Origin of the sequence: Neptuniibacter sp. 2_MG-2023, from assembly GCF_030547495.1 — a bacterium.
In the GTDB taxonomy this organism is placed as follows: Bacteria; Pseudomonadota; Gammaproteobacteria; order Pseudomonadales; family Balneatricaceae; genus Neptuniibacter.
On record NZ_JAUOQC010000019.1, the window covers coordinates 1 to 23,731 of the forward strand.

20 protein-coding genes are annotated in these 23,731 nt (G+C 43.2%); 4 read left to right on the forward strand and 16 right to left on the reverse strand.

Annotated elements, in window-relative coordinates; genetic code table 11:
- Window positions 1-701 precede the first annotated feature (701 nt).
- The 12 genes from Q4486_RS14540 to urtA form a co-directional block, all read right to left on the reverse strand.
- The gene (locus Q4486_RS14540) at window positions 702-902 is read right to left on the reverse strand and encodes a hypothetical protein (protein WP_067987828.1); all 201 of its coding nucleotides are present in this window, start codon (window positions 900-902) and stop codon (window positions 702-704) included.
- A 40-nt stretch (window positions 903-942) separates the two neighbouring features.
- On the reverse strand, window positions 943-1,590 hold the full coding sequence (gene ureG, locus Q4486_RS14545) for an urease accessory protein UreG (protein WP_303418461.1): 648 nt from the start codon (window positions 1,588-1,590) through the stop codon (window positions 943-945).
- Window positions 1,591-1,653: 63 nt separating this feature from the next.
- The gene (locus Q4486_RS14550) at window positions 1,654-2,379 is read right to left on the reverse strand and encodes an urease accessory protein UreF (RefSeq protein WP_303519940.1); all 726 of its coding nucleotides are present in this window, start codon (window positions 2,377-2,379) and stop codon (window positions 1,654-1,656) included.
- A 25-nt stretch (window positions 2,380-2,404) separates the two neighbouring features.
- Window positions 2,405-2,848 carry an urease accessory protein UreE gene (locus tag Q4486_RS14555; protein WP_303418463.1) on the reverse strand — a complete coding sequence of 148 codons (444 nt, stop codon included), beginning with the start codon at window positions 2,846-2,848 and terminating at the stop codon, window positions 2,405-2,407.
- 44 nt (window positions 2,849-2,892) lie between these two features.
- Window positions 2,893-4,944: an urease subunit alpha gene (gene ureC, locus Q4486_RS14560; RefSeq protein WP_303519916.1), complete on the reverse strand. Its 2,052-nt coding sequence runs from the start codon at window positions 4,942-4,944 to the stop codon at window positions 2,893-2,895.
- Between the two features lie 28 nt (window positions 4,945-4,972).
- Window positions 4,973-5,275 carry an urease subunit gamma gene (locus Q4486_RS14565; RefSeq protein ID WP_067869238.1) on the reverse strand — a complete coding sequence of 101 codons (303 nt, stop codon included), beginning with the start codon at window positions 5,273-5,275 and terminating at the stop codon, window positions 4,973-4,975.
- A 76-nt stretch (window positions 5,276-5,351) separates the two neighbouring features.
- Entirely contained in the window at window positions 5,352-6,272 is a 921-nt protein-coding gene (locus Q4486_RS14570; RefSeq protein WP_067869235.1) for an urease accessory protein UreD, read from the reverse strand.
- A gap of 31 nt (window positions 6,273-6,303) precedes the next feature.
- Complete coding sequence (gene urtE, locus Q4486_RS14575) at window positions 6,304-6,999, reverse strand: urea ABC transporter ATP-binding subunit UrtE (protein ID WP_303418474.1); 696 nt, start codon at window positions 6,997-6,999, stop codon at window positions 6,304-6,306.
- On the reverse strand, window positions 6,996-7,829 hold the full coding sequence (urtD, locus tag Q4486_RS14580; RefSeq protein WP_303418476.1) for an urea ABC transporter ATP-binding protein UrtD: 834 nt from the start codon (window positions 7,827-7,829) through the stop codon (window positions 6,996-6,998). The genes urtE and urtD overlap by 4 nt, the downstream gene beginning before the upstream one ends.
- Window positions 7,826-9,004, reverse strand: a complete 1,179-nt coding sequence (gene urtC / locus Q4486_RS14585) for an urea ABC transporter permease subunit UrtC (protein WP_303418479.1) — start codon at window positions 9,002-9,004, stop codon at window positions 7,826-7,828. The genes urtD and urtC overlap by 4 nt, the downstream gene beginning before the upstream one ends.
- The gene (urtB, locus tag Q4486_RS14590) at window positions 9,001-10,548 is read right to left on the reverse strand and encodes an urea ABC transporter permease subunit UrtB (protein ID WP_303519942.1); all 1,548 of its coding nucleotides are present in this window, start codon (window positions 10,546-10,548) and stop codon (window positions 9,001-9,003) included. The genes urtC and urtB overlap by 4 nt, the downstream gene beginning before the upstream one ends.
- A gap of 354 nt (window positions 10,549-10,902) precedes the next feature.
- Window positions 10,903-12,183, reverse strand: a complete 1,281-nt coding sequence (gene urtA, locus Q4486_RS14595; protein ID WP_303418485.1) for an urea ABC transporter substrate-binding protein — start codon at window positions 12,181-12,183, stop codon at window positions 10,903-10,905.
- Between the two features lie 501 nt (window positions 12,184-12,684).
- On the opposite strand from urtA, the gene Q4486_RS14600 reads away from it, so the two are divergent.
- The gene (locus tag Q4486_RS14600; protein WP_303418487.1) at window positions 12,685-14,109 is read left to right on the forward strand and encodes a DEAD/DEAH box helicase; all 1,425 of its coding nucleotides are present in this window, start codon (window positions 12,685-12,687) and stop codon (window positions 14,107-14,109) included.
- 193 nt (window positions 14,110-14,302) lie between these two features.
- Here Q4486_RS14600 and Q4486_RS14605 read toward each other — a convergent pair whose 3' ends face one another.
- From Q4486_RS14605 to Q4486_RS14615, 3 genes are all read right to left on the reverse strand, one after another.
- On the reverse strand, window positions 14,303-15,214 hold the full coding sequence (locus Q4486_RS14605) for a response regulator transcription factor (protein WP_303418490.1): 912 nt from the start codon (window positions 15,212-15,214) through the stop codon (window positions 14,303-14,305).
- A complete protein-coding gene (locus tag Q4486_RS14610; protein WP_303519919.1) occupies window positions 15,211-18,681 on the reverse strand; it encodes an ATP-binding protein in 3,471 nt (1,156 codons plus the stop codon). The genes Q4486_RS14605 and Q4486_RS14610 overlap by 4 nt, the downstream gene beginning before the upstream one ends.
- A gap of 242 nt (window positions 18,682-18,923) precedes the next feature.
- Complete coding sequence (locus tag Q4486_RS14615) at window positions 18,924-19,856, reverse strand: LysR substrate-binding domain-containing protein (RefSeq protein WP_303519921.1); 933 nt, start codon at window positions 19,854-19,856, stop codon at window positions 18,924-18,926.
- A gap of 110 nt (window positions 19,857-19,966) precedes the next feature.
- On the opposite strand from Q4486_RS14615, the gene Q4486_RS15775 reads away from it, so the two are divergent.
- From Q4486_RS15775 to Q4486_RS14625, 3 genes are all read left to right on the forward strand, one after another.
- Window positions 19,967-20,194, forward strand: a complete 228-nt coding sequence (locus tag Q4486_RS15775) for a DUF1127 domain-containing protein (RefSeq protein ID WP_368500066.1) — start codon at window positions 19,967-19,969, stop codon at window positions 20,192-20,194.
- A 97-nt stretch (window positions 20,195-20,291) separates the two neighbouring features.
- Window positions 20,292-20,867: a phosphonate metabolism protein/1,5-bisphosphokinase (PRPP-forming) PhnN gene (gene phnN / locus Q4486_RS14620; RefSeq protein ID WP_303519923.1), complete on the forward strand. Its 576-nt coding sequence runs from the start codon at window positions 20,292-20,294 to the stop codon at window positions 20,865-20,867.
- Window positions 20,868-21,052: 185 nt separating this feature from the next.
- A complete protein-coding gene (locus tag Q4486_RS14625; RefSeq protein WP_303519924.1) occupies window positions 21,053-21,844 on the forward strand; it encodes a sulfite exporter TauE/SafE family protein in 792 nt (263 codons plus the stop codon).
- Between the two features lie 80 nt (window positions 21,845-21,924).
- Here the strand turns inward: Q4486_RS14625 and Q4486_RS14630 are convergent, their stop codons facing one another.
- Entirely contained in the window at window positions 21,925-23,466 is a 1,542-nt protein-coding gene (locus tag Q4486_RS14630) for a PAS domain-containing methyl-accepting chemotaxis protein (protein ID WP_303519925.1), read from the reverse strand.
- Window positions 23,467-23,731: the final 265 nt, after the last annotated feature.

Consider the following 23,731-nt stretch of genomic DNA (forward strand, 5'->3'; position numbering starts at 1 on the left):
ACGATGGTGAAAAACGGAACATACTGGGATGAAAAAATGGTCTAAATACTTGACTGGGAACCATAGTCACTTGTTAGGCTAGTGACTTTACCTAGAAATACCAATATAAGTGATTGTACTATATTGCTTTCCTTTGAACGAAACCACCCAACTTAAGACCCAACGACATACACTAGCTGACTATTTCCCTTTGTCTTTTTCTCTTTTTTGTCTTTTTCTCTTTTTTGCCTTTTTATCTTTCACCGACTAGGCGAGTTAACCTTTAGTATAAATACTCAGCGCTTAAAATACCGCTAGTATTTTATGAAGTTTCATTTCTTTTTCAGAGCTTTTAACTTTCTCTCTTTTTTTGCGCCTAACATTTGTATATACGGGGGTCCGTGTATCTACCCACACCGCTATTAATTAAAAATAGATGTAATTATTTGAAAAGGAAGGAGAAACTAAAGAATCAAATCGTACTCTTCCGTGACAAATCAAGCATGCGTATTAACAATTGATATACGGGGGTCCGTATATCTATCCATGCCAGGCATCCATCTCTCTGATTTATAACTATTTTTAACCTAAGCACGGTGACAATACAAGTTCCTTTCGCTCACGGGGTGAGCTCCTACATCAGCGTATTTCTGTAGGAGGCCAACCTTTGACCGAAGCCCTATTGAAGGTTGGCACCTCTTTTACTCGTTGGCGGGGATGCCTTAGACCTTTTTCTTGCCCATTCGACGAACGATAAAAATTAAGGCTAGAGACACTAAACCAGAGATCGCTAGGTGATCCGGCTCTGTCATAAAATGAACAATACCACTCATAATGCTGGCGTGTTCTGAGTGCGCCAGTGCAGGTAGTGATGTCGTTAATGCAGCGGCGCCAGTCAATGTGCTAATCGCTATTTTTTTCATTTTCTAATCCTTTCTTTCTTTAAATTTTTTGGCGGTTTATTTAAACAACAGCAACGGCAGGTGGTAAGGTTTTAGCCGTTAGCATGCCTTCGCTAATAATAAATTGGATAATATCATCTAAACCTTTCGCTTGTTTTAGATTAGCAAATACAAATGGACGTTCACCACGCATTCGCTTTGCATCGGTATCCATCACTTCAAGAGATGCACCAACAAGAGGAGCTAAGTCGATTTTATTGATAATAAGTAGATCCGATTTGGTAATACCCGGCCCACCTTTGCGTGGGATTTTATCACCTGCTGATACATCAATCACATAGATAGTAAGGTCCGACAGTTCAGGACTAAAGGTCGCGCTTAGGTTATCACCACCGCTTTCGACAAAGACGACATCTAGATCCCCATGACGTTCGATTAGTTGATCGATTGCGGCGAGGTTCATTGAGGCATCTTCACGTATAGCAGTATGGGGACAACCGCCCGTTTCTACACCGATAATTCTGTCTGCACTTAGTGCTTCGTGTTCGGTGAGAAACTTAGCATCTTCTTGGGTGTAAATATCATTAGTGACGACCGCTATATCATAATGATCTTTCATAGCGGCACAGAGTGATCTCAACAGTGCCGTCTTACCGGATCCGACGGGGCCACCTACGCCAACTCGTAGTGTTTGCTTTGGTTTACTCATCTATTGTTTACCTCTGTTGTCATTCTGTCGTTATTCCGTAGTTATTTTCTGTTTGTATAAATATTAAGAACGAAATAACCGTGAATATTGTTGTTCATGTAAGGCACTCGCGATAGCTAATGCGGGTAAGCCAGCGCCGATCTGTTCTTCTTCTATTGGCGCAGCTATTTTTAAGGCGCGGCTTAGTATAGGTTGCAGATCACCTAATAAGATCTGAGCTTGGGTCTGCCCTAGTGGTACTAGCTTAGTGGCCGCTGCCACTTGGTTTTCTAACCAAGACCATGCAAAACCTAAGGCTGCACTGGCGTAGTTGATCTTCCAATGGGCGGCGGCGATAGCAAATAGCGTTATAAAGCTAACCTCTTCAGGAATGCTGCCTCGGCCATGGGCAAAAGGCTGCTCTATATTTAAGCTATTGAGTAAGCGAACTAAGGCTTCGCCCATTGCGGTATCGGTTAGCCTAAGTTCTTTGCTTTCGCGACAAGCTAATACCAGATCATTTAAGCGTTTAACCTCGTCCCAATCTTTGCGGTTTGCTGCATCCATCAATAATCTAAGCGCTGGGAGATCTACTTGGGCGACCGCGTGCAATAACTGCATCTCCAACCATTCATGGACATCCATCTGTTTACCAAGCCAACCGCAATCAATGGCGTACTCCAAACCTTGAGAAAAGGAGTACCCCCCCACAGGTAAACTCGCACTACTAAGCTGCATTAAACGGAACAAGGCACGATCATTAGTTAAAATGGCCTCTGCGTCCTCAACAGACTTAGTCGTTGGCGTCATAGGTTCTGGCTGCAGCATCCTCGCCTTAGTGATGGGAGTGACCATGACTATAAGCTCCAGATTCAGGAACAAAGATCGCTTCTTCATGCGTAACGACTAAACCTAACTGTACTAGCATCTCCTCTAGTACATGATCGGGCTTAATTCTTAACCAACGCTCACCCACCTCTATTTTTGTATGACGGTTCCCTAAGTGGTAACAAGCACGGGAAAATTGGTGCCAATCATCACTCGATGCTAAGGCAACCGATTCAACAGCGCCCGCCACTTTGATATAACGTCCGCAGGTGGTTTTTAGATATTCGCCCACCAGCAAAGGTTTGCCGCGCTCAAGAAAAACACGCACCTCTTCACCTTGATCACTGATCAATTTAAGGCGGCCTCGATCACGCTGCTCATGGGTTAGCACTACACGGCTATCCGCTTGATGATGGCAGTGTGTGCCTAAACGTTCATAAACTTCTAACATCTAACGTCTCACTCTTTATTAAATCTCGCGCTTATAAAACAACCTTAAAACAGGGTATATAGCTGCGCTAAAGGCAGCTCTTCTGCCGGTTCACAGGTTAGCATTTCACCATCTGCGCGGACTTCATAGGTTTGTGGGTCAACCGTAATATCAGGCATCCAGTCATTGAGTACCATATCGGATTTGCTGATATTTCGTGTGTTTGCGCAGGCAGATAAACGACGCTGCAAGCCTAAGCTCTCGGCAATATTATTATCTAAAGCGGCCTGACTGACGAAAGTTACGCTGGTTTTAGCGGGTGCTGAACCACAAGAACCAAACATAGGACGATAGTGCACAGGTTGTGGAGTCGGAATTGAAGCATTTGGATCCCCCATCGGCGCGGCGGCAATCATACCGCCTTTAATAATCATGGAGGGTTTTACACCAAAGAACGCCGGTTTCCACAACACTAAATCCGCCAACTTGCCCGGTTCGATAGAACCTACTTCATGCGAAATACCGTGGGTAATAGCCGGGTTAATCGTGTATTTAGCGATATAACGTTTGGCTCTAAAATTGTCAGTACCTCCGGCTAGATCTTCTGCCAATAAGCCAAACTGCGTTTTCATTTTATGGGCTGTTTGCCAAGTACGGGTGATCACTTCACCAACACGTCCCATCGCTTGGGAGTCGGAGGAGATCATGCTGAAGGCACCTCGATCGTGGAAGATATCTTCGGCGGCTATGGTTTCTTTACGAATACGGGAATCGGCAAAGGCCACATCTTCAGGGATATTGCTATCTAGATGATGACAAACCATCAACATATCCAGATGCTCATCCACAGTATTTACCGTAAACGGACGTGTAGGGTTAGTGGATGATGGCATCACATTAGGATAGGAACAGGCCCGAATAATATCAGGCGCATGGCCACCGCCCGCTCCTTCTGTGTGGTAGGTATGGATAACACGGCCTTTAAACGCACCTATAGTGTCATCAACAAACCCCGATTCATTCAGCGTATCGGTATGAATCGCTACTTGTACATCGTACTTATCAGCAACGGTTAAACAGTTATCTATTGACGCGGGGGTCGTTCCCCAGTCTTCATGTAGTTTTAAACCACAAACACCGGCCTCAAGTTGTTCTTCTAACGCCTCAGGTAAACTTGCATTCCCTTTACCTAAAAAGCCTAAGTTCATCGGCATATTGTCGGTTGCTTGTAGCATTTTGCCAATATTCCACGGGCCGGGTGTACAGGTTGTTGCATTAGTGCCGGTTGCTGGCCCTGTACCACCGCCAATCATCGTAGTTACACCCGACATCAAGGCTTCATCAATCTGCTGAGGGCAGATAAAGTGAATATGCGCATCGATACCACCCGCGGTAAGGATAGAACCCTCCCCGGCGATAATTTCGGTTCCGGGGCCGATCACTATATCCACATTATCTTGTATATCCGGGTTCCCCGCTTTGCCTACTTTGGCAATGCGCCCCTCTTTAATGCCCACATCCGCTTTAACTACACCCCAATGATCAAGTATGAGTGCATTGGTAATAACCAGATCCATGGCGATATCGTTGGTAAGCTGGCTTTGTCCCATGCCATCACGAATCACTTTACCACCACCAAACTTTACTTCGTCGCCATAGGTGGTAAAGTCTTTCTCAACCTGAATCCAGAGATCTGTATTACCTAAACGAACCTTATCCCCGGTTGTTGGACCAAACATCTGCGCATAACTAGTGCGATCCATTGTTTTTGATGAGGTTTTTAATGAGCCGCCTGAAGATGACTCGTCGAGCTCAAGCGTTCCCATTACATCGCCGCGGAATCCATAGATCGTTTTACTGCCCGCATACTCAACCAATTCAACTTCACGGCCTTGGCCCGGCTCAAACCTTACCGCAGTACCCGACGCTATGTTCAGGCGATAACCTTTCGTCGCTTCACGATCAAATTCTAATGCGGGGTTAACCTCAAAAAAGTGATAGTGAGAGCCTACCTGTACTGGACGGTCGCCACTGTTTTCAACTCGGATGGTTTGCGTTTTACGGCCAGCATTAAGCGCTATGCTTCCCTCTGCTGCCTGAATCTCGCCTGGAATCATGGTTCTATCCTCTTCGCGCCATCAACATTTAGTTAATTGGGTTATGAACGGTGACTAATTTAGTGCCGTCGGGAAATGTCGCTTCCACTTGTACTTCGTGGATCAATTCCGGTACGCCGTCCATCACCTGCTCAGCTGTTAAAAGGCTTTTACCGTAGCTCATCAATTCAGCCACTGTTTTTCCATCACGTGCGCCCTCTATTATTTCCATACTGATATAGGCCATCGCTTCGGGGTAGTTCAGTTTCAAGCCACGGTTAAGACGTCGCTCTGCCAGTAATGCTGCCGTAAACACCAGCAGCTTATCTTTCTCTCTTGGTAACAGTTCCATTACTCACCTCTTTGGCCAGGTGTAATTAAATTTGGATGTTTCATTACAATTCATTGTTATGTTTTATAGCGGGCTTTTAGGTTGCCCAAATTCTTGGTTCGCACGCCTCCCGTTCGATCAACGCAGGTCGTAATAAACGCCAGCAACGAGTAAACAATAAGCGTGCCTGTTCCGAGCAATCACCTAAATACCTTATCTGCATAAATTCGCCGTTCAAGCTAACCGCAGCCAGTGCAGGCGGCGGGTTATTCGCTGCTTTTACCTTTGTTAATTCAGTACATTGCGTCTGCAAAGCGCTAAGTAGCTCATCGACTTGATTCTCACCTGAAAACGGGCCAGCAATGAGCAAGGCATTTACCGATCGGTTCGCTAAACCTGCACGGCTATGCATAAAATGATGCTGTTCTGGATTAAGTGATAAGGCTTCGCGTACTTTTAAACGTCCCGCTTGGAAGATCTGCAAACGCTGTGCTAATTGGCCATGGTTAAAGGGTTGCTGGCTGGCTTTTAGACCAAAACAGCTAATCTCCCAACCAATAAAGCGACTATTTTCAGCAAGATGAATATCTGTATGCAACTGAGTATGTGCGCCGGGGTAGATGATATTTTCTAAAGGTAACCATTCTAAGCTACTGCCGGATGCTAAACGCAATTGAATATGCTGAGTTTGCAGTGTTTTATCAGCACGGGCTTTATAAACCCGCCCCGCACCGGGAGTAGTGATAAGCCCATGGGCATTAGGTGACATATCTACATTGATACGTAGATCATCACCCGACACCATACCGCCGGGCGGATGAAGAAGGTAAAGATGAGCAAGATCTCTACCTTCTGGATAAAACGCCTTCTGCACATAAAGTGGGCCTTTATGAGCACAGGTTTTAAGAACTGACCCGCGGGTGGTTTTGCTTAACCCAAGGCTAAGTTCGGCTTCCCACTTTGACTCTTTACCTGTGTTAGGCAATCGTTCTGTTATAGGGTTTACCCAATTATTCATCTATATTCGAACCTAATTCCAAGGCTAATGCTTATACAGCAAGGTACTGTTTTATCAGTTCCTCACTTAGATTAGCCATCTGATCACTGGCAACCACACGGCCTTTTTCCATTAAGCGAAACTCTTTGCCTACCCTACGCGCAAATCCTAACTTTTGCTCGACTAAGATAACGGTTAGTCCCTCCTCCTGATTAAGTTTGAGGATAACATCACCTATCTGTTGCACAATATTAGGCTGAATACCTTCATTAGGTTCATCCAAGATCAACACTTTAGGTTCAATCACTAAGGCACGGCCTATCGCCAACTGCTGTTGCTGGCCCCCTGATAGATCACCACCGCGGCGATGAAGCATCTCCTTTAATACAGGAAAGAGTTCAAAGATCTTCTCCGGTATCTGTTTCGCTTTATCTTTACGTATAGGTAAGCCAATTCTAAGATTCTCTTCCACTGTTAAGGTTGGGAAAATATCTCGACCTTGAGGCACATAACCTATACCTGCCGGCGCTCTAAACTGAGCGGGTTTTGTATGCAGAGGCTCACCTTCAAGTAGAATTTCACCACTCTCGACCGGTAGCAAACCCATAAGGCATTTTAACAGCGTCGTTTTACCCACCCCATTACGTCCCATAATACAGGTACACGAGCCTGGTTTAATATCCAAATCCAAATCCCAAAGGATTTGAGTTCCACCATAACGTTGATTAACTTTTGAGATCTCTATCATGGTGCTTCTCCCAGATAAACTTCAATAACATCAGGGTTATTTTGAACTTGATCCATCGTACCTTCTGCTAGTACAGAGCCTTGATGCAGCACAGTAACAGTACGGGCGATACTGCGCACAAATTCCATATCATGCTCTACCACAATCACGGTACGCTCGCCGGCTAATGAGGTAAGTAACTCGGCGGTCCGTTCTGTCTCTTGGGCTGTCATACCTGCTACAGGTTCATCAATTAATAACAATCGAGGCTCAGCAACCAGTAACATACCGATCTCTAACCATTGCTTCTGCCCGTGCGATAAAGCCCCTGCTTGCATAAAGCATTGCTCTTTTAAACCAATCACATTGAGTACTTCATCAATACGATCAATTTCCGTTGGTGTTAATCGAGCAAATAACATAGGAATAACTGATTTTTGCTGTTTGAGCGATAACTCTAAGTTATCAAATACGCTATGGGCCTCAAACACGGTTGGTTTTTGGAACTTACGTCCTATACCTAACTGTGCAATATCGGCCTCATCATGCTGTAAAAGGTTAATGCTCTGGCCAAAATAAACACTGCCGGAATCGGGTGTTGTCTTACCGGTAATCACATCCATCAAGGTTGTTTTACCCGCGCCGTTGGCACCAATTAGGCAGCGTAACTCGCCATCATTTACATAGAGGTTCAGATCATTTAGTGCTTTAAAACCATCAAAGCTCAGATTAAGCCCTTCAACGTAAAGAATAACGTCATGGGAAACATCAACCGGCTTTTGCTCATCTTTTAAAAATGACCACACTTGGTCTCTACGCATTATTTCGCGTACATCAGTTAATGTACTCATGCGTCACCCCCTTTAATTGCAGGTGCGGTATCCACCTTATCATCTGTTGGCCTAGCATCATTATCGCCACCACCAGAACGGCGCTTGTTGACCATCTTTTGGTATAGACCCATTAATCCTTGAGGTAGATAAAGGGTGACAAAGACAAACAGCGCACCTAAAGCAAACAACCAACCATCAGGCATAATGGCGGTAAATTTAGTTTTCGCAAAGTTGACAAGCAGCGCACCAACAATCGCACCAATCAATGTGCCACGACCACCCACAGCAACCCAGATCACCATCTCAATTGAGTTAAGTGGTGAGAACTCACCGGGGTTGATAATCCCCACTTGAGGTACATACAGCGCACCGGCAATACCCGCAATCAATGCAGAGTAAACAAACAACCAGACTTTAAAACGCTCGGTACGGTAACCAATAAAACGTGCTCGACTCTCACCATCACGAATGGCAACAATCACTTTACCCATACGGGATTGTAGAATTTTGTGGCTCACCACTAAGATCACAGCTAAGAGCAGCGCAGTTATGGCGAAAAGCGTGACACGGGTTGTATCTGCTTGCAGATCAAAGCCTAAAATATCTTTAAAGTCGGTTAAGCCATTATTACCCCCAAAACCCATCTCATTACGGAAGAAGGCAAGCAATAACGCATAAGTTAACGCTTGGGTCATAATGGATAGATAAACACCCGTTACACGGGAACGAAATGCTAACCAACCAAAGACAAAGGCTAAAATACCAGGGACAAGCAAGACCATCAGCATCGCAAACCAGAACTGATCCATCCCCTGCCAGAACCAAGGCAGCTCAGTCCAGTTAAGGAAGACCATAAAGTCAGGCAGCTCTGGATTACCATAAACACCGCGATCACCGATCTGGCGCATAAGGTACATACCCATAGCGTAACCACCTAAAGCAAAGAATGCCCCATGGCCTAAACTTAATATTCCGCAGTAACCCCAAATCACATCAACCGCTAAGGCCAACATGGCATAACATAGGTATTTGCCTAATAAAGTGATGGTATAGGTGCTGACATAAAACGCTGAGTCTTCAGGCATCAATAGATTACCCATAGACGCTAACAACGTTAAGATAACTAAGATCGCGACAAATGGCGCAACTTTACTGTCACCATGTAAACGGCTAAAACGCATTAACTGGTTCATTCTGCAGCCCTCCCTTTCTGGGGGAATAAGCCCTTAGGACGTTTTTGGATAAAGAGAATAATAAAGATAAGTACAAAAATACTCGCAAGCACTGCACCGGTAACCGGCTCTAAGAACTTGTTCGCTATCCCTAACGAGAACGCAGCGACAAGGGTCCCCCACAAGTTACCCACCCCGCCAAATACAACGACCATAAACGAATCGATAATATAAGCTTGGCCTAAGTTAGGGCCTACGTTGGTCAACTGACTTAAAGCAACACCGGCGATACCGGCTATACCTGAACCTAAACCAAAGGTCATAGCATCGACCCAATCGGTACGAATACCCATGGCTTTTGCCATATCACGGTTCTGGGACACTGCCCGTACATTAAGTCCTAAGGAGGTTTTACGTAAGATAATCAGCAATAAACCAAAAACCAGAAGCGCAAAGGCCAAAATATATAAGCGGTTCAAGGTTAAGCTCAAAATAGGGTTAATTTCTAATGAACCACTCATCCACTCTGGTGATGCCACTTGACGGTTGAGGGGAGAAAAAACAGTACGGACTAGCTGCTGTAAAATTAAGCTAATACCAAAGGTCGCAAGTAAAGTTTCCAATGGGCGACCATGTAAATGACGAATAACACCACGTTCAATCAGAATACCGACACAACCAGACACAACAAACGCAAGGGGTATCGCAACCCATAGTGAATATTCAATCGCATTTGGCATCATTAACTGCACAACATAAGTCGTGTAGGCACCCAACATGATCATCTCACCATGGGCCATATTGATAACACCCATCACCCCAAAGGTAATGGCTAAACCAATTGCAGCTAATAGAAGAACCGAACCTAAACTTAAACCAAAGAAGAGCTGATCAATAAAACCATAAAACTCTATCTTCTCATTAATCTGTTTTAGTGCTTTGGCTGCGGCTACTTTAACTTGTGTATCAGTATCATTTTCAGCAAGTTTTACGAGTTTATTTCTCGCATCACTTTCGAGGCTATCGGCCATAATATTAACGGCGATCAATCGTTCGGCTGGATCTTTCGAGTCCGCTTGATATAAAGCCAATGCCAAATCAATCATAGCCTGCACATCTTCATCCGCTTCATTTACACGGGCGGCTGTTAAGGTAGCGATAGTGTCATCTGACAGATGTGTTAACAGGGCTTGCACCGCAGCTAAGCGCTTATCGGCGTCAGGATGAGAGATATGTAAACGTGCTATAGCTTGCTTTAAAAAGCCACGAAGCTTGTTGTTTACACGAATTTTTTTGAGCTGGCTCTTACTTACATCGGCCAACTGCTTTTTGCTTAAAACACCTTGCGCCGTTAATTCGCCATCAACCGTAGAGATGATAACTACCTCTTTACTGGCTTTAACAAAATACAAATCACCTTCTAGCATGCCTTTAAACATCGGCAGCATATCTAAGCCGCCTAGTGTTTCTAGTTGCTTAAGTACAGGCAGCGCTTTACTTAGCTTGACCTCTGTTAAATTTGTTAAAAGCCCAGCAACAGAAACTGGCTCTTCAGTTTCTACCATTGTTGCTGAAAGTGGGGGGGAGGAAACTGCCGCGACAGTTGCGGGATCAGCATCGACCTCTATTGGCTCATTTGCATAAACCGATGTTAGGGACGCAGCAACATAGCAGCACAGTGTGGCAAACAGACGTCTCACGTGAATTCTCCTGTATAGACCGCTGAGTCCGATTTGTGGGTAAAAAGTAACCGTAGTATCAGCGAATCAGGAATGGGAAGTGGCTACACTTAATCAAAGAGAACCACTTATTAACGTAGTTAAAGCTTATATTTACTTGGCAAACAGGCTTCGTAAAACTTGTGGAGGTATCCGTCACTTTTCATGAACGAGATACCTCCACTACTTACTACTGGTCGTTTATTTAGAACCAGAACACTCTTTAGTTACGGTGTTGTAGTTACCGCACTTAATAGGGCTAGTCCAATCAGAGATCAGATCTTTAGAACCTGGTAGGAAATCAGACCATGCATCACCGGCAACAACACCATCCGTTTCCCAAACGACTTCAAGCTGACCATCATCCTGAATTTCACCGATCAGAACTGGTTTGCTCAAGTGGTGGTTTTTGTTCATTACAGCCATACCACCGGTAAGGTTAGGGGTTTCCTGACCGATCATCGCCTGCTCTACTGCGTCAACATCTGTTGTGCCCGCTTTAGTAACCGCGTTAGCCCACATGTTGAAACCTATATAGGTTGCTTCCATTGGGTCGTTAGTTACACGTTCTTCACTTGTAAATGCTTTCCACTGTTTAATAAATGCAGCGTTCGCATCATTTTCAACACTCTGGAAATAGTTCCAAGCAGCTAGATGGCCCACAAGCGGTGTAGTATCTAGACCTGAAAGCTCTTCCTCACCTACGGAGAAAGCCACGACAGGAATATCTTCAGAAGAGATACCTTGGTTACCTAGCTCTTTATAGAAAGGAACGTTTGCATCACCGTTGATCGTAGAAACCACGGCTGTTTTCTTACCTTCACCACCAAACTTTTTGATATCCGATACAATTGACTGCCAATCAGAATGACCAAAAGGCGTGTAGTTAATCATGATATCTTCAGCCGCTACGCCTTTAGCTTTAAGGTAAGCTTCAAGAATCTTATTGGTTGTACGTGGATAAACATAGTCGGTACCTGCTAGAACCCAACGTTCAACACCAAGGTCATTAGCAAGATAATCAACCGCTGGAATAGCCTGCTGGTTTGGCGCTGCACCTGTATAAAATACATTTTTAGATGACTCTTCACCTTCATACTGAACAGGATAGAACATCAATCCGTTTAGCTCTTCTAACACAGGTAGTGCAGATTTACGTGATACAGATGTCCAGCAACCGAAGATTACATCTACTTCTTCTTTTGTTAGTAGTTCACGTGTCTTTTCTGCAAATAGAGGCCAATTAGAGGCAGGGTCAACAACAACGGCTTCTAGCTGTTTTCCTAACAAACCACCCTTTTTGTTTTGCTCTTCAACCATCATTAGGACAGTGTCTTTCAGTGTTGTTTCACTAATAGCCATAGTGCCTGATAGCGAATGTAATACACCTACTTTGATCGTTTCAGCCGCGATAGCGCTAATACTGATCACTGAAGCACCTAATGAAAGTGCAACCCCTGCCGCAATACTTTTAAGTTTCATATCTGCCCTTCCCCTGATTATAAAATTAGCTACACTAGTCAAACCGCTTTCAATAAAACGGCTTCTTTGTGCGATGCAATAAGGCTATTCCATATAAGTCCGAACAGGTATGAGGTGATTGACGCACACCTATACGTCATTTGACGTATATAGTATGAGAATACGCCGTCAGCCGTGCTTTTTCGCAGCTCAAATTGAAGTTTTATCAATCCTTGCTACGCCTAAGCGCCGATCAGTGCTATAATTGTGCGGTTCCGAAGATCAAAGCGAACGAGTCTTAAAGCTTTAATTACTCTAAAAGACCTGTTGGCACCGTGTTTCAAGCACTTCCTAGCATTTATGCAGGGGCCTTCAGAGAGCTTTAGATAGAGTGAATCCTTCCTTTCACATCGATTCTAGATAACAAACAAATAGAATTAACACTGCGATAGCACTTATTTCGAACTGCGCGTTCGATTAAGTTTTAATGCAATTCTGTAAATACCATATAGAGAGCAACAAATGAGTTTTGCCGACCTGGGCCTTTCACGCCCAATTTTGGATGCCGTTTCCGCTAAAGGATACGACACCCCATCCCCTATTCAAGCAGCAGCCATTCCTGCCGTCATTCAGGGTAGAGATTTAATGGCTGCCGCACAGACCGGCACAGGAAAAACAGCAGGCTTTACGTTGCCTCTTTTAGAACGTTTAAGTACGGGCACGCCAGCACAAGGGAATCAGATTAGAGCGTTAATATTAACGCCAACCCGCGAACTGGCAGCGCAAGTTGCTGAAAGCGTAAGTGATTATTCAAAGAATTTACCATTACGCTCTGCCGTTGTATTCGGTGGCGTAAAGATCAACCCGCAGATCGCTAAACTGCGCGGCGGTGTAGATATTCTTGTTGCGACCCCTGGGCGTTTACTTGATCTATACAACCAACGCATTATTAAGTTTTCTCAGTTGGAAGTTCTTGTGCTTGATGAAGCCGACCGTATGCTAGATATGGGCTTCATTAATGACATTAAAAAGATCTTAGCGGTCCTACCAAAGCAGCGCCAAAATCTTCTTTTTTCCGCAACCTTTTCTGCAGAAATACGAAAGTTAGCAAAAGGATTAGTTAATGATCCTGTAGAGATTTCAGTAACACCGGTCAACTCTACAGCGACAACGGTAACGCAGTGGATTTCACCCGTTGATAAAAACAAGAAAGCACCCGCACTTATTGAGCTGATTACAGCTAATGGCTGGGAACAAGTGCTTGTTTTCTCACGTACTAAACATGGTGCAAACCGCCTAGCTAAGCAGTTAGATGCAGCTAACATTACCGCCGCAGCTATTCATGGCAATAAAAGCCAAGGCGCACGCACAAAAGCCTTATCTGAATTTAAAAGCGGCGCAATTAAGGTCTTAGTAGCTACAGATATTGCAGCCCGCGGTTTAGATATTGATCAACTACCCCATGTAGTGAACTTTGATCTACCGAATGTGCCTGAAGATTATGTCCATCGTATCGGTCGTACTGGCCGTGCCGGTGCATCAGGTGAAGCGGTATCTTTAGTTTGCGCTGATGAGTTTGAACACTTAGCCGCAGTCGAACATTTGATTGGTAAGATACTTGAGCGTAAAGAACTGAATGGTTTCTCTCCGGTACATCCGCTACCTGAATCAGATCTAAGCAAGAAACCAAGCAAAAGAAAGCCAAGCCAGAAACGCGGCGGCAGTGGACATAAAGATGGACAGCGTTCAGCAGATAATGCACGCGGCCATAAACCACAAGGTAAAAACAAAACCCATCGTTCTAGTACATCGAAACCAAGAACCGCTAAAGGCAGCGATTCTAGCTCAAACAGAAGCTCTCAAGGTGCAGCAAACACGAGTGCACCAGCGAATAATCGTCCTACTCGACGCGTTAGAAAAAGACCTGCAACCCAGTCTGCTCGTTAATTAACGCCAGAAAAGCCTTAGTTTATATCTGAGGTTTACTATAAAGCACTTAGCCTGATCGCGTTAGACTTGGCTAGTGCTTTATTATTTAGGGCCTGAATAGTTTAGATTCCGTTGTGTGATGAAGGCCAGATCAACCATAAACCTTAACCATCAAACTTCCCTTCTCTCTTAGCGCTACCTCTCAATATTTCTACTCTGTCGCTAAAACCCTTAACGCAACACCTGCCGCAGCGGTTCTATTCTCTACCCCTAATTTAGGGAAGATCTGCTCAAGATGTTTATTCACCGTTCTAGGACTCATCTCAAGAATCTCAGCAATCTCACGGTTCGTTTTGCCATTAGCAATCCAATGCAGCACTTCCGATTCCCGTTCCGTAATGGATAGCTTACTTTTTAAAAGTGTTGAACCTGTAGGCCGATTTCCATCAATCAGCCTAACCAATATCTGATCGTTATTTTGATAAGCGACAAGTTTAAGCTCTAAAGGATAACTAAGGTTTTTCACCTTTAATGTTTGATTTTGAGCAAGTTCAGGCTGCTCAAGCCAGCGCTGTATTTGTGGGGTCAGCTCTTTAGCTTGTCGCAGTGAGTCGATTCCCGCCTTAGCTAGTAAAGCGTGAGCTTGTGGCGTTCCCCATAACATTAGACCTTGCAGATCCACAGTAACTAAGTGCTGCCCACTACTATCAAGGGCTGATTCGACACTGACCGCCTGACGCGCATTAGCCAAATGGACACGCATGCGAGCCAATAATTCACTTGGATTAATAGGTTTTGTAAGGTAATCAACCCCTCCCGCCTCTAGCCCTCGAACAACATCACAGGTATCTGTTAAACCTGTCATAAAAATCACGGGGATTGAAGCTAGTGAAGGGTCAGCTTTAAGCGCTAAGCAGGTTTCAAAACCATCCATATTAGGCATAATCGCATCTAATAAGATAATATCAGGCCGTATCCTTTTTGCGATCGTCAGCGCTTGGCGTCCCTCTAGAGCAACCAACACATCCATACCCGCGTGCTCTAGAGCATCATTAATAAGGCTCAGTGCGTCAGGTGAATCATCAACCACCAGCACGATCTCTTTCCCTAGAGCGGTATTCATAGCGTATATGCCTCGATGTGTTGTGCGAGTTTTTCAAATTGAAATGCTTGAGATAAACCTTGTAGGTGCCCAAATGCTTCAGCGTTCAAAATGCCCTCTTCATCAATCTGCTGTAATATATTATTAACACCTTTTTGATAACCCATTTCAGCATAGGCTTTAAGCTCTAACAACAGACTATGTTTAGGAAGGTTTTTAACCGGCGGCCTTTCCGCTAAACCGGTCTGATTCTTCAAGTTATCAGTTGAAGCTCCTCCATTAGCTTCTAAATCAACTTGCAAGCTACTTGGAACAACAATTTCTAGAGATTCAGTACGGTACACCCAATCCAAATCAAGGTGCTGAGCAAGCTTATCAAGCAGGAGATGATTACCAACAGGTTTGACCAGATAGTCATCATAAACCGCTTGGTAGTTTGCTTGTTGATTATATTCTTGCGCATCGGCAGAGAGCATTATTATCGGCTGTTTATACCCTTCCTCTCTTAACTGACTTGCAAGCTCTAAGCCACTCATTCCAGGCATTGAGATATCAAGCAAGAATAGATCAGGCCTCATCTGCTTAACCAACTGCAAACAGCTGTAAGCATCATGGGCTTCAACAGTATTAAACCCTAAGGGAACCAGTAAATCTGATAATAAACCTCGCAGCACAGGATCATCATCCACTAAACAGATCGTTCTTTGAAAACCTTCATAGCCTATGGCTTTGCGTAATTTAGGCTCATCCACATGCGCACTATCAACCCAAGGTAATAATAAGCTAACCCTAAATTCGGACCCTTTATTAAGCTTACTATCAACCTGAAGATCTCCCCCCATAATCTCCGCTAGAAGTTTTACAATTGTAAGCCCTAATCCTGTACCCGGAAGGCTTGCCGTATCTCTATTGCGAACCCTTTCAAAAGGATCAAAAATACGTTGTAGATGGTCTTCATCTATTCCCGGGCCTGTATCACGGATACAGAATTCCGCTACTTGGTTGCGGTAGTTTATTTCAAAATCGATGTTACCTTGGGGCGTGTATTTAATCGCATTTGAGAGAAGGTTAATTAAGATCTGTCGTAACCGCTTTTCATCGGTAATAACAACATCAGGTAAAGGATTATTGATTCGACAGGTAAATTTTAGATGCTTTTGTTCCGCTTGTACGCCAAACATTTGTGCCAATTGATCAATAAGTTCAGGTAGTTTCACTTGATTACGGTATAGATCTAATCGGCCTGCTTCTATCTTTGATATATCAAGTAAACCTTCAATTAAATCAGTCAAATACTGCCCACTACGATGAATAATCTTTAAGCCTCGTTTATGCTCATCTGCAATACTTTCTTTCTCTCCCAGTAACTGCGCATAACCTAAAATTGATTGCAAAGGAGTACGAAGTTCATGACTGATACCTGTTAGATAACGACTTTTAGCAGCATTTGCTCGCTCAGCATGTTCTTTAGCCTGCTGTAGCTCTTTATCCGTCTGCTCATGGGCATCGATCTCACGGGTTAGCTTTAAGCTTTGACGATTAGATTCTTTTTGCGCTGTGACTCTACTCTCATGGGCTAATAGAAAAACCCATGTAGCAACGCCTGAAGCGATAAACAAGGTAATAAATAAAGAGATAAAGGTTTTTTCAAGCAGCATAATTTCTGCTGCGTTGGCAGGCTTCATCTGAATATAGATCAGCAACAGCAACCCGCCCAAAACGAGGTTCACACTAAACACCCAAGTGATAAACCGCCCTAATCTAGAGTAGATTGAGCGTACAGCCATAGGGGGAAGATAACGGTATAAATTTTTTAATACACTTTGTGAAAAACCTGTTTTTGGCTTACAGCCATCTAAACAACGCACATCCAATGAGCAACATAATGAGCAGATCGGCTGCTCATAAGCGGGGCAATAAGCCATATCCTCCAATTCAAATTTGTTCTCACAAATACCGCAGGTCAATGTTGTTAATGCTGCCGGATGTATACGCTTTTCTTTGCTCAAGAAATGGCTCAGATTGCTTGATTCTCTAGCGATGTAATAACGTCCCTTGGTCAGCCATGCGATCAACGGCACACAGATAAAGCAGGAGAGCAAAGTAACAAAATGACATAAAGGCTTAGCCAGCTCCCCTAGCAAGCCCAAGTAGGCAAGCATACCCAATATGGTTGAAATCAGCATAGAGCCGATGCCTACAGGGTTAATGTCATAGAGGTGGGCACGTTTAAACTCAATATTTTTAGGGCTTAAACCTAAAGGTTTGTTAATTAACAGATCCGCTGAAAGTGACCCCAACCAGCCCAGCGCAAGGATAGCAAAGGTACCTAAAATCGCTTCTAAGGCTTGGTATATACCCAGCTCCATCAATAATAAAGCTATAGATACATTAAAAACCAACCACACCACTCGGCCAGGGTGACTATGGGTTAAACGGGAAAAGAAGTTTGACCAGGCGATAGACCCTGCATATGCATTAGTCACATTAATCTTCATCTGACACAGGATCACCATGACCGCCGCGAGAATCAACGAGATAACAGGTGATTCCGTTAATGTTAGAAACACTTGCTGATAGAGATAGGTAGGATCTGTAGCTTGCTCAAATGGCATTAGCTGAGTAAAGGCTAAATAAGCTAAAAACGAGCCTAATAACATTTTGATAAACCCAACCCAGACCCAACCAGGGCCAGAGAGCACTAACCAAAACCACCATTGTTTTCGATTTTCTTGGGTTTTAGGTGGCATAAAACGTAGGTAATCGGCTTGTTCGCCTATTTGCGCAACTAAGGCAATAAAAATAGATACAGCAGACCCAAACAACACTAAGTTAAAACTATCTCCTTGCGGCGCTTGCGGGGCTACAAATTCAGTCCAGCCCTTTAAACTATCGTATTCATAGATCAACACTACTGCCAAGGCTGAGCACTGTAAGAGCAGCCATATATATTGAGTGCCTACCTGAAATTTACTGATTGCAGTAATACCGTGGGTCACAATAGGGATAACAGCAACCGCACAGATAACATAGCCAATAAATAACGGAATCCCGAGCAAAACATTTAAAGCGGAGGCGAGAATAGCGGCTTCAATGGCAAAGAAAATAAAGGTAAAGGAGGCATAGATAAGCGAGGTAATAGTAGACCCCAAATAACCAAAGCCAGCACCACGGGTAAGTAGATCTATATCTAGACCATGTTTCGCGCAGTAATAAGCTATAGGAAATCCGGTAATAAACAGAACTAAACAAACAGCCAACATGGCCGTGATGGTATTAGTAAAGCCATAACTGAGAGTAACCGCCGCCGCTAAACCTTCGAGAGCCAAAAACGAAGCCGCGCCAAGGGCAGTCATCCCTACCTTGGAAATGCTCATATGACGACCACCCACCGCAGTAAAACGCAGTGCATAGTCCTCTAATGTTTGGTTTGCTACCCATTTATTGTAATGTCGCCGCTCTTTTAAAATACGCTGCGAAGCACTCATACTCACCCACCACTAGAAAATGCCCACAGAAAAGCGCACCACTAAAGAGCGATTGCGCACAAAAACAATGCATTCAATAAATAACATCATCAAGATCAAGCAAACCTAAGTTGCTTGTATATACGCCAGACCCTTTATATAGCGAGAACGCGATCAAATTGAGCACGAAATTCTATAATTTGCATTTAATTAGTGCAGTCTTCATGCCAGTTATAGATCAACCAGCAGTAAACAATTACACGCTAAAGCCTTTGTAATTGCAGCCCTGCTTTCTGTTTATAGACTTGCCAAGTGCTTTCGATCACCGATACTTCGTTAATAATCCATTGGCTAAACACTTTCACTTTATGCCGCTGAAAATAAGATTCAGGTGCAACTAAGTAATAACTAAAAACAGAATGCCAATAAAAATTAACAGGGCAAACCAACTGCCCTCTCTGAATTAACTCAAATGCCAAACTGTAACGAATTGGAGCAACGCCTTGACCATTAAGGGCTGCATTCATAAGTAGGCTTGAATCCTTTACTTGTAAAGCGACTTTACTGGATCCGCCAAACATAGCTTTAAAAGCATTATTTAAAGTCTCTAATTCCTGTGAGCTATCCAAAAGAATAGGCATCTCATCAATCGTCCTCTCTCCCCTATTAAGCTGTTCTAATAACATGGGATGGCAAAGTGGCAAGATATAATCATTAGCGATCATTCGCTCCTCTAATCCCACAAACCCTCCAGAACCAAACCGAATAGCAAGGTCTTGAGAGTCATCACTAAAATCATGTAAATCTAGAGAGGTGGAAACAAAACAGCTCAAGTCGGGATGCTGTGTCTGAAAGGCGCCTAATTTAGGAATTAACCACTGAGCAGCAAACGAGGGAATGGACGTGATTTTCAATTGATGGGGAAAAGAGTCCTGCTCCAAGGTTTTACTACCCTCCTCAATTAAAGCAAAAGCTTGCTGAATATAAGGTAATAGCCTATGAGCAGATGGGGTTGCCCTAACTTCTCGATTAAGGCGTAAAAATAATGGCTCACCAAAAAAATCTTCTAACAGCTTTATCTGCTGACTAATGGCCGCTTGCGTTACATTGAGCTTTTCTGCCGCTAATTTGAAGCTGCCACTCTCTGCAGCGAACTGAAATACTCTGAGTGCTTTTAAAGGTGGCAACCTAGTCATAGTTAATTTTTTCTTAAGTGAATTTAAAAATATATCGTTTGTCAGTATAGCAACCAAACCCTCAAAATAGACGAAAAACCAACAAAAAAACCTATTTTCAGGGGGATACCATGATACTTTTATCTAGATCATACTTAAAAAGCCACTTAGAATCGCAATTTCAGATAAGTTTTAATTTAAATTCGGTTCTACAGAATATAAAACAGCGATTAGAACTGTGGCAGCATAATTATCAATCCAGAAAGCAGTTAGCCAGACTAGATGCTGATCAACTAAGAGATATAGGGCTCACTCTTAAGCAAGCAAAACTAGAATCTGAAAAAGTATTCTGGAGATAACGAGAGCCGCAAATTAGAAATAATATAAGCCAATGCAAAATATAGTCTATTTATCCTGTATAAATAGAGTAAATATCAGCGGTTATTAAGGATACTAATGAGCGGACATTTGTACTATCTCATGGGCGCATCAGGATCGGGAAAAGATTCTCTTCTCCAAGGTTGTCGCCAACGATTGGAACATAGCCATAATGTATTTATTGCACACCGCTATATTACACGCGCCGTTAGTGCCGGTGGCGAAAACCATGTTCACTTAACTGAATCAGAATTTGAGTTACGCAAAAATAATGGAATGTTTTGCATGCACTGGGCCTCCCATGGACATCTATATGGCATAGGGAAGGAGGTAGAGATATGGATCGCCCAAGGACATCGTGTGATTATCAACGGCTCTAGAGGCCATTTAGCCGAAGCTAAGGAGCGCTTCAAATCTATTACACCGATCATGGTCACTGTAGAAACGGAGCAATTAAAAAAACGGCTTATTCAGCGAGGGCGAGAATCACTGACTGAAATAGATCAGCGTCTCAAACAGCATGCATCACTTCTCCACCTACTACAGGATGATTCAATGCAATATATTGACAATAACAACTCCCTTGAAGCAGGTATAGATGCATTAATGAAGATCATTACTACGGAATCTACTCTCTCTTTAGCCGAAACTTAACGTCCTATAGGAGCAGGTATTATAACTGGGCGGAGTGCTCGACTGATCACCCTCTACCTATCCCTACTTATATAACCTAAAATCCATTCACTAGAGCAGAACTACGTATAAATACGGGTTCTAGTTGTTCCCTAAAATGCGAAAATGCTCAATTAAATCTCTATTTACTTAATGACTACCCGCTTATGACTTTCGAATTATTAGTACTTTTTATTGCAGGCTTTTTAGGTGGGATTTTAAATTCCGTGGCCGGTGGAGGAAGCTTTATCACCTTCCCAGCTTTACTATTTGCTGGTGTCCCCCCCATTATCGCTAATGCCACAAATACGTTTGCATCCAGCGCAGGCTATATCAGCGGAACCTTTGCTTTCCGTAAAGAAATTATGGCGCATAAAACAGAGCTACTAAAAATAACTATTCTGAGCTTAATAGGCGGAATTGCTGGGGCCTGGCTATTACTACAAACCCCTGAAGCCGTTTTTATGGAAGCTGTTCCTTGGCTCTTACTATTCGCAACACTTCTCTTTATCTTTGGCGGACAACTAAACAGCTCACTAAAAAAGCTGGCGACTATACATCGACATGCATCATCTATGGGAACTCTGTTACTGGCACTTTTACTGCTGGGCGTTGCTATTTATGGAGGCTTTTTCAATGCGGGCCTAGGTATCATTACATTAAGCTATCTAGCCCTTGCAGGTTATAATGATATTAACGTGATGAATGGACTGAAACTCTTAGTCTCTTCTTTAGTATCACTCATTGCTATCATACTGTTTATGATTGATGGGGCAATTGATTGGTATTCAGGAACTATAGTACTTTTAGGCTCCCTTGCCGGTGGGTATGTTGCCGCAATCTTATCCAAAAAGCTTCCGCAACAAGCCGTACGACTATTTGTTATTTTTGCTAGCATTGCTATTACCGCTTACTTTTTTTATGACACTTACGGTAGTGCATTTTCAGGTCTAAATTAGTAGCAACCATTTTTCAGGCTATATAAAGCAAGATGTAAACCTCCGTTTTTGGCGAATGGTTTACATCTATCTAGCTATTTTTATATAGCTTTTAACATAGATTTTAAATCTACAATCAAGGTTGCAAGCTCTTCTGATGATTTCATCATCTGTTTAGATATATCACTATTTTCAGTCGCAACTTCACGAATATTACAAATATTCCTACTAACCTCTTCTGCAACGGCACTTTGCTCTTCTGACGCTGCAGCAACTTGAGTGGACCTATCCGTAATATTGACCATAGCACCGTTCACATCATCAAATGAACGGCCTGCATTTTCTGCTCTTTCAATATTCGAGTGTGCATATTGATTACAACGGGTCATAACGTCTACTGTCGATGATACTTGTTGTTGAATAGAATCAATCGTTGCTCTAATCTCACCTGTAGACTCTTGCGTGCGCTGAGCAAGCACTCTAACCTCATCTGCCACAACAGAAAAACCGCGCCCCTGATCTCCCGCACGTGCGGCTTCAATTGCAGCATTTAAGGCTAATAAATTAGTCTGTTCTGCGATACTGTTGATAATATTTACAACCTGCTCAACCTCTGCTGCTTTTTCTTTAAGTACTTCAGATGAATGGCTAGCATTTTCAACTTCCCCGACTAGGTCTTTAATACCATCAATCATATCTGCAACAATAACCTTCCCTGTATTAGCTAATTGAGCAGTTGATTGGGTTGCCTCAGAGGTTTGCGCAGTATTCTCAGCAATTTCATGCGCAGTCGCAGACATTTCTGTAGCAGCACTCGCTAACATATCACTTTCAAGATTTTGCTGCGTAATACCCTGTGATGTCTTTACAATAGAATGTTGAGTTTCTGTCATAAAATGACTCAACATATCGATACTATCTTCTACTCGTCCAATCACTGCTCGAAGTCGCGATTGCATCATAAAGTTCGCCAGTTCAGCAGAACCCACTTCGTTCATACCACTGGTCATTGCATACTGTGCTAAAGAATTATCATAAACCTCTTGGCTATATTGCCTAATTCGATTAAGAGGCTTTATGAGGTAGTAGTTTGAAAGCAACATCAGCAGACAACAGCCAGTAACAACTAAGCCCTTCACGGCTTCGCCTAATGGGCTAAAAGTAACAGCAACAATTGCTACACAAAAAAGTATTGAGAACGATGTAACTTTTTTTACGAGGCTTTTAGGTTTAATAGACACTGACTTACGCGATAACTTAGCATAAGTTGATTCTGCGCGAGCAACCTGCTCATCTGTAGGTTTTGTGCGAACTGATTGGTAGCCTACCTTTACCCCCTCTCTATCAAAAAGAGGGGTAACATAAGCTTGAACCCAATAGTAATCACCATTTTTACAGCGATTTTTAACTAAACCTACCCAAGGTTTATTGCTGCTAGCATGAGACCATAAATCATTAAACGCAGCCGAAGGCATACCCGGGTGGCGAACAATATTGTGTGGCTGGCCAATTAATTCATCAAGGCTATATCCTGCTATTTTACAGAATTCAGGATTAGCATAAGTGATCTCACCTTTAAGGTTAGTTGTAGAAATCAACCTTACATCGCTTGCGTATTTCTGTTCATTGTTTGTGCAATGCATCCCAAACTCCTGTATAGACCAAACATTCGGTCTTTCCTTAATTAATAACAATCACTCAAATTACTGCAACGCACATAAAGCTAGATATCAGACACTACCATTAAGTATGGTACAGCCTATTAAAAACTAAGCACAAGTAACAAACAAGTGATAGATGAACATAATATTATCTTTATATTTCAACGGATTAAAAAACACACAAAGACAGCCCAAAAAACACCTTTCGATCGTACAAGCTACATATATAACAAAAAATAGAATGATG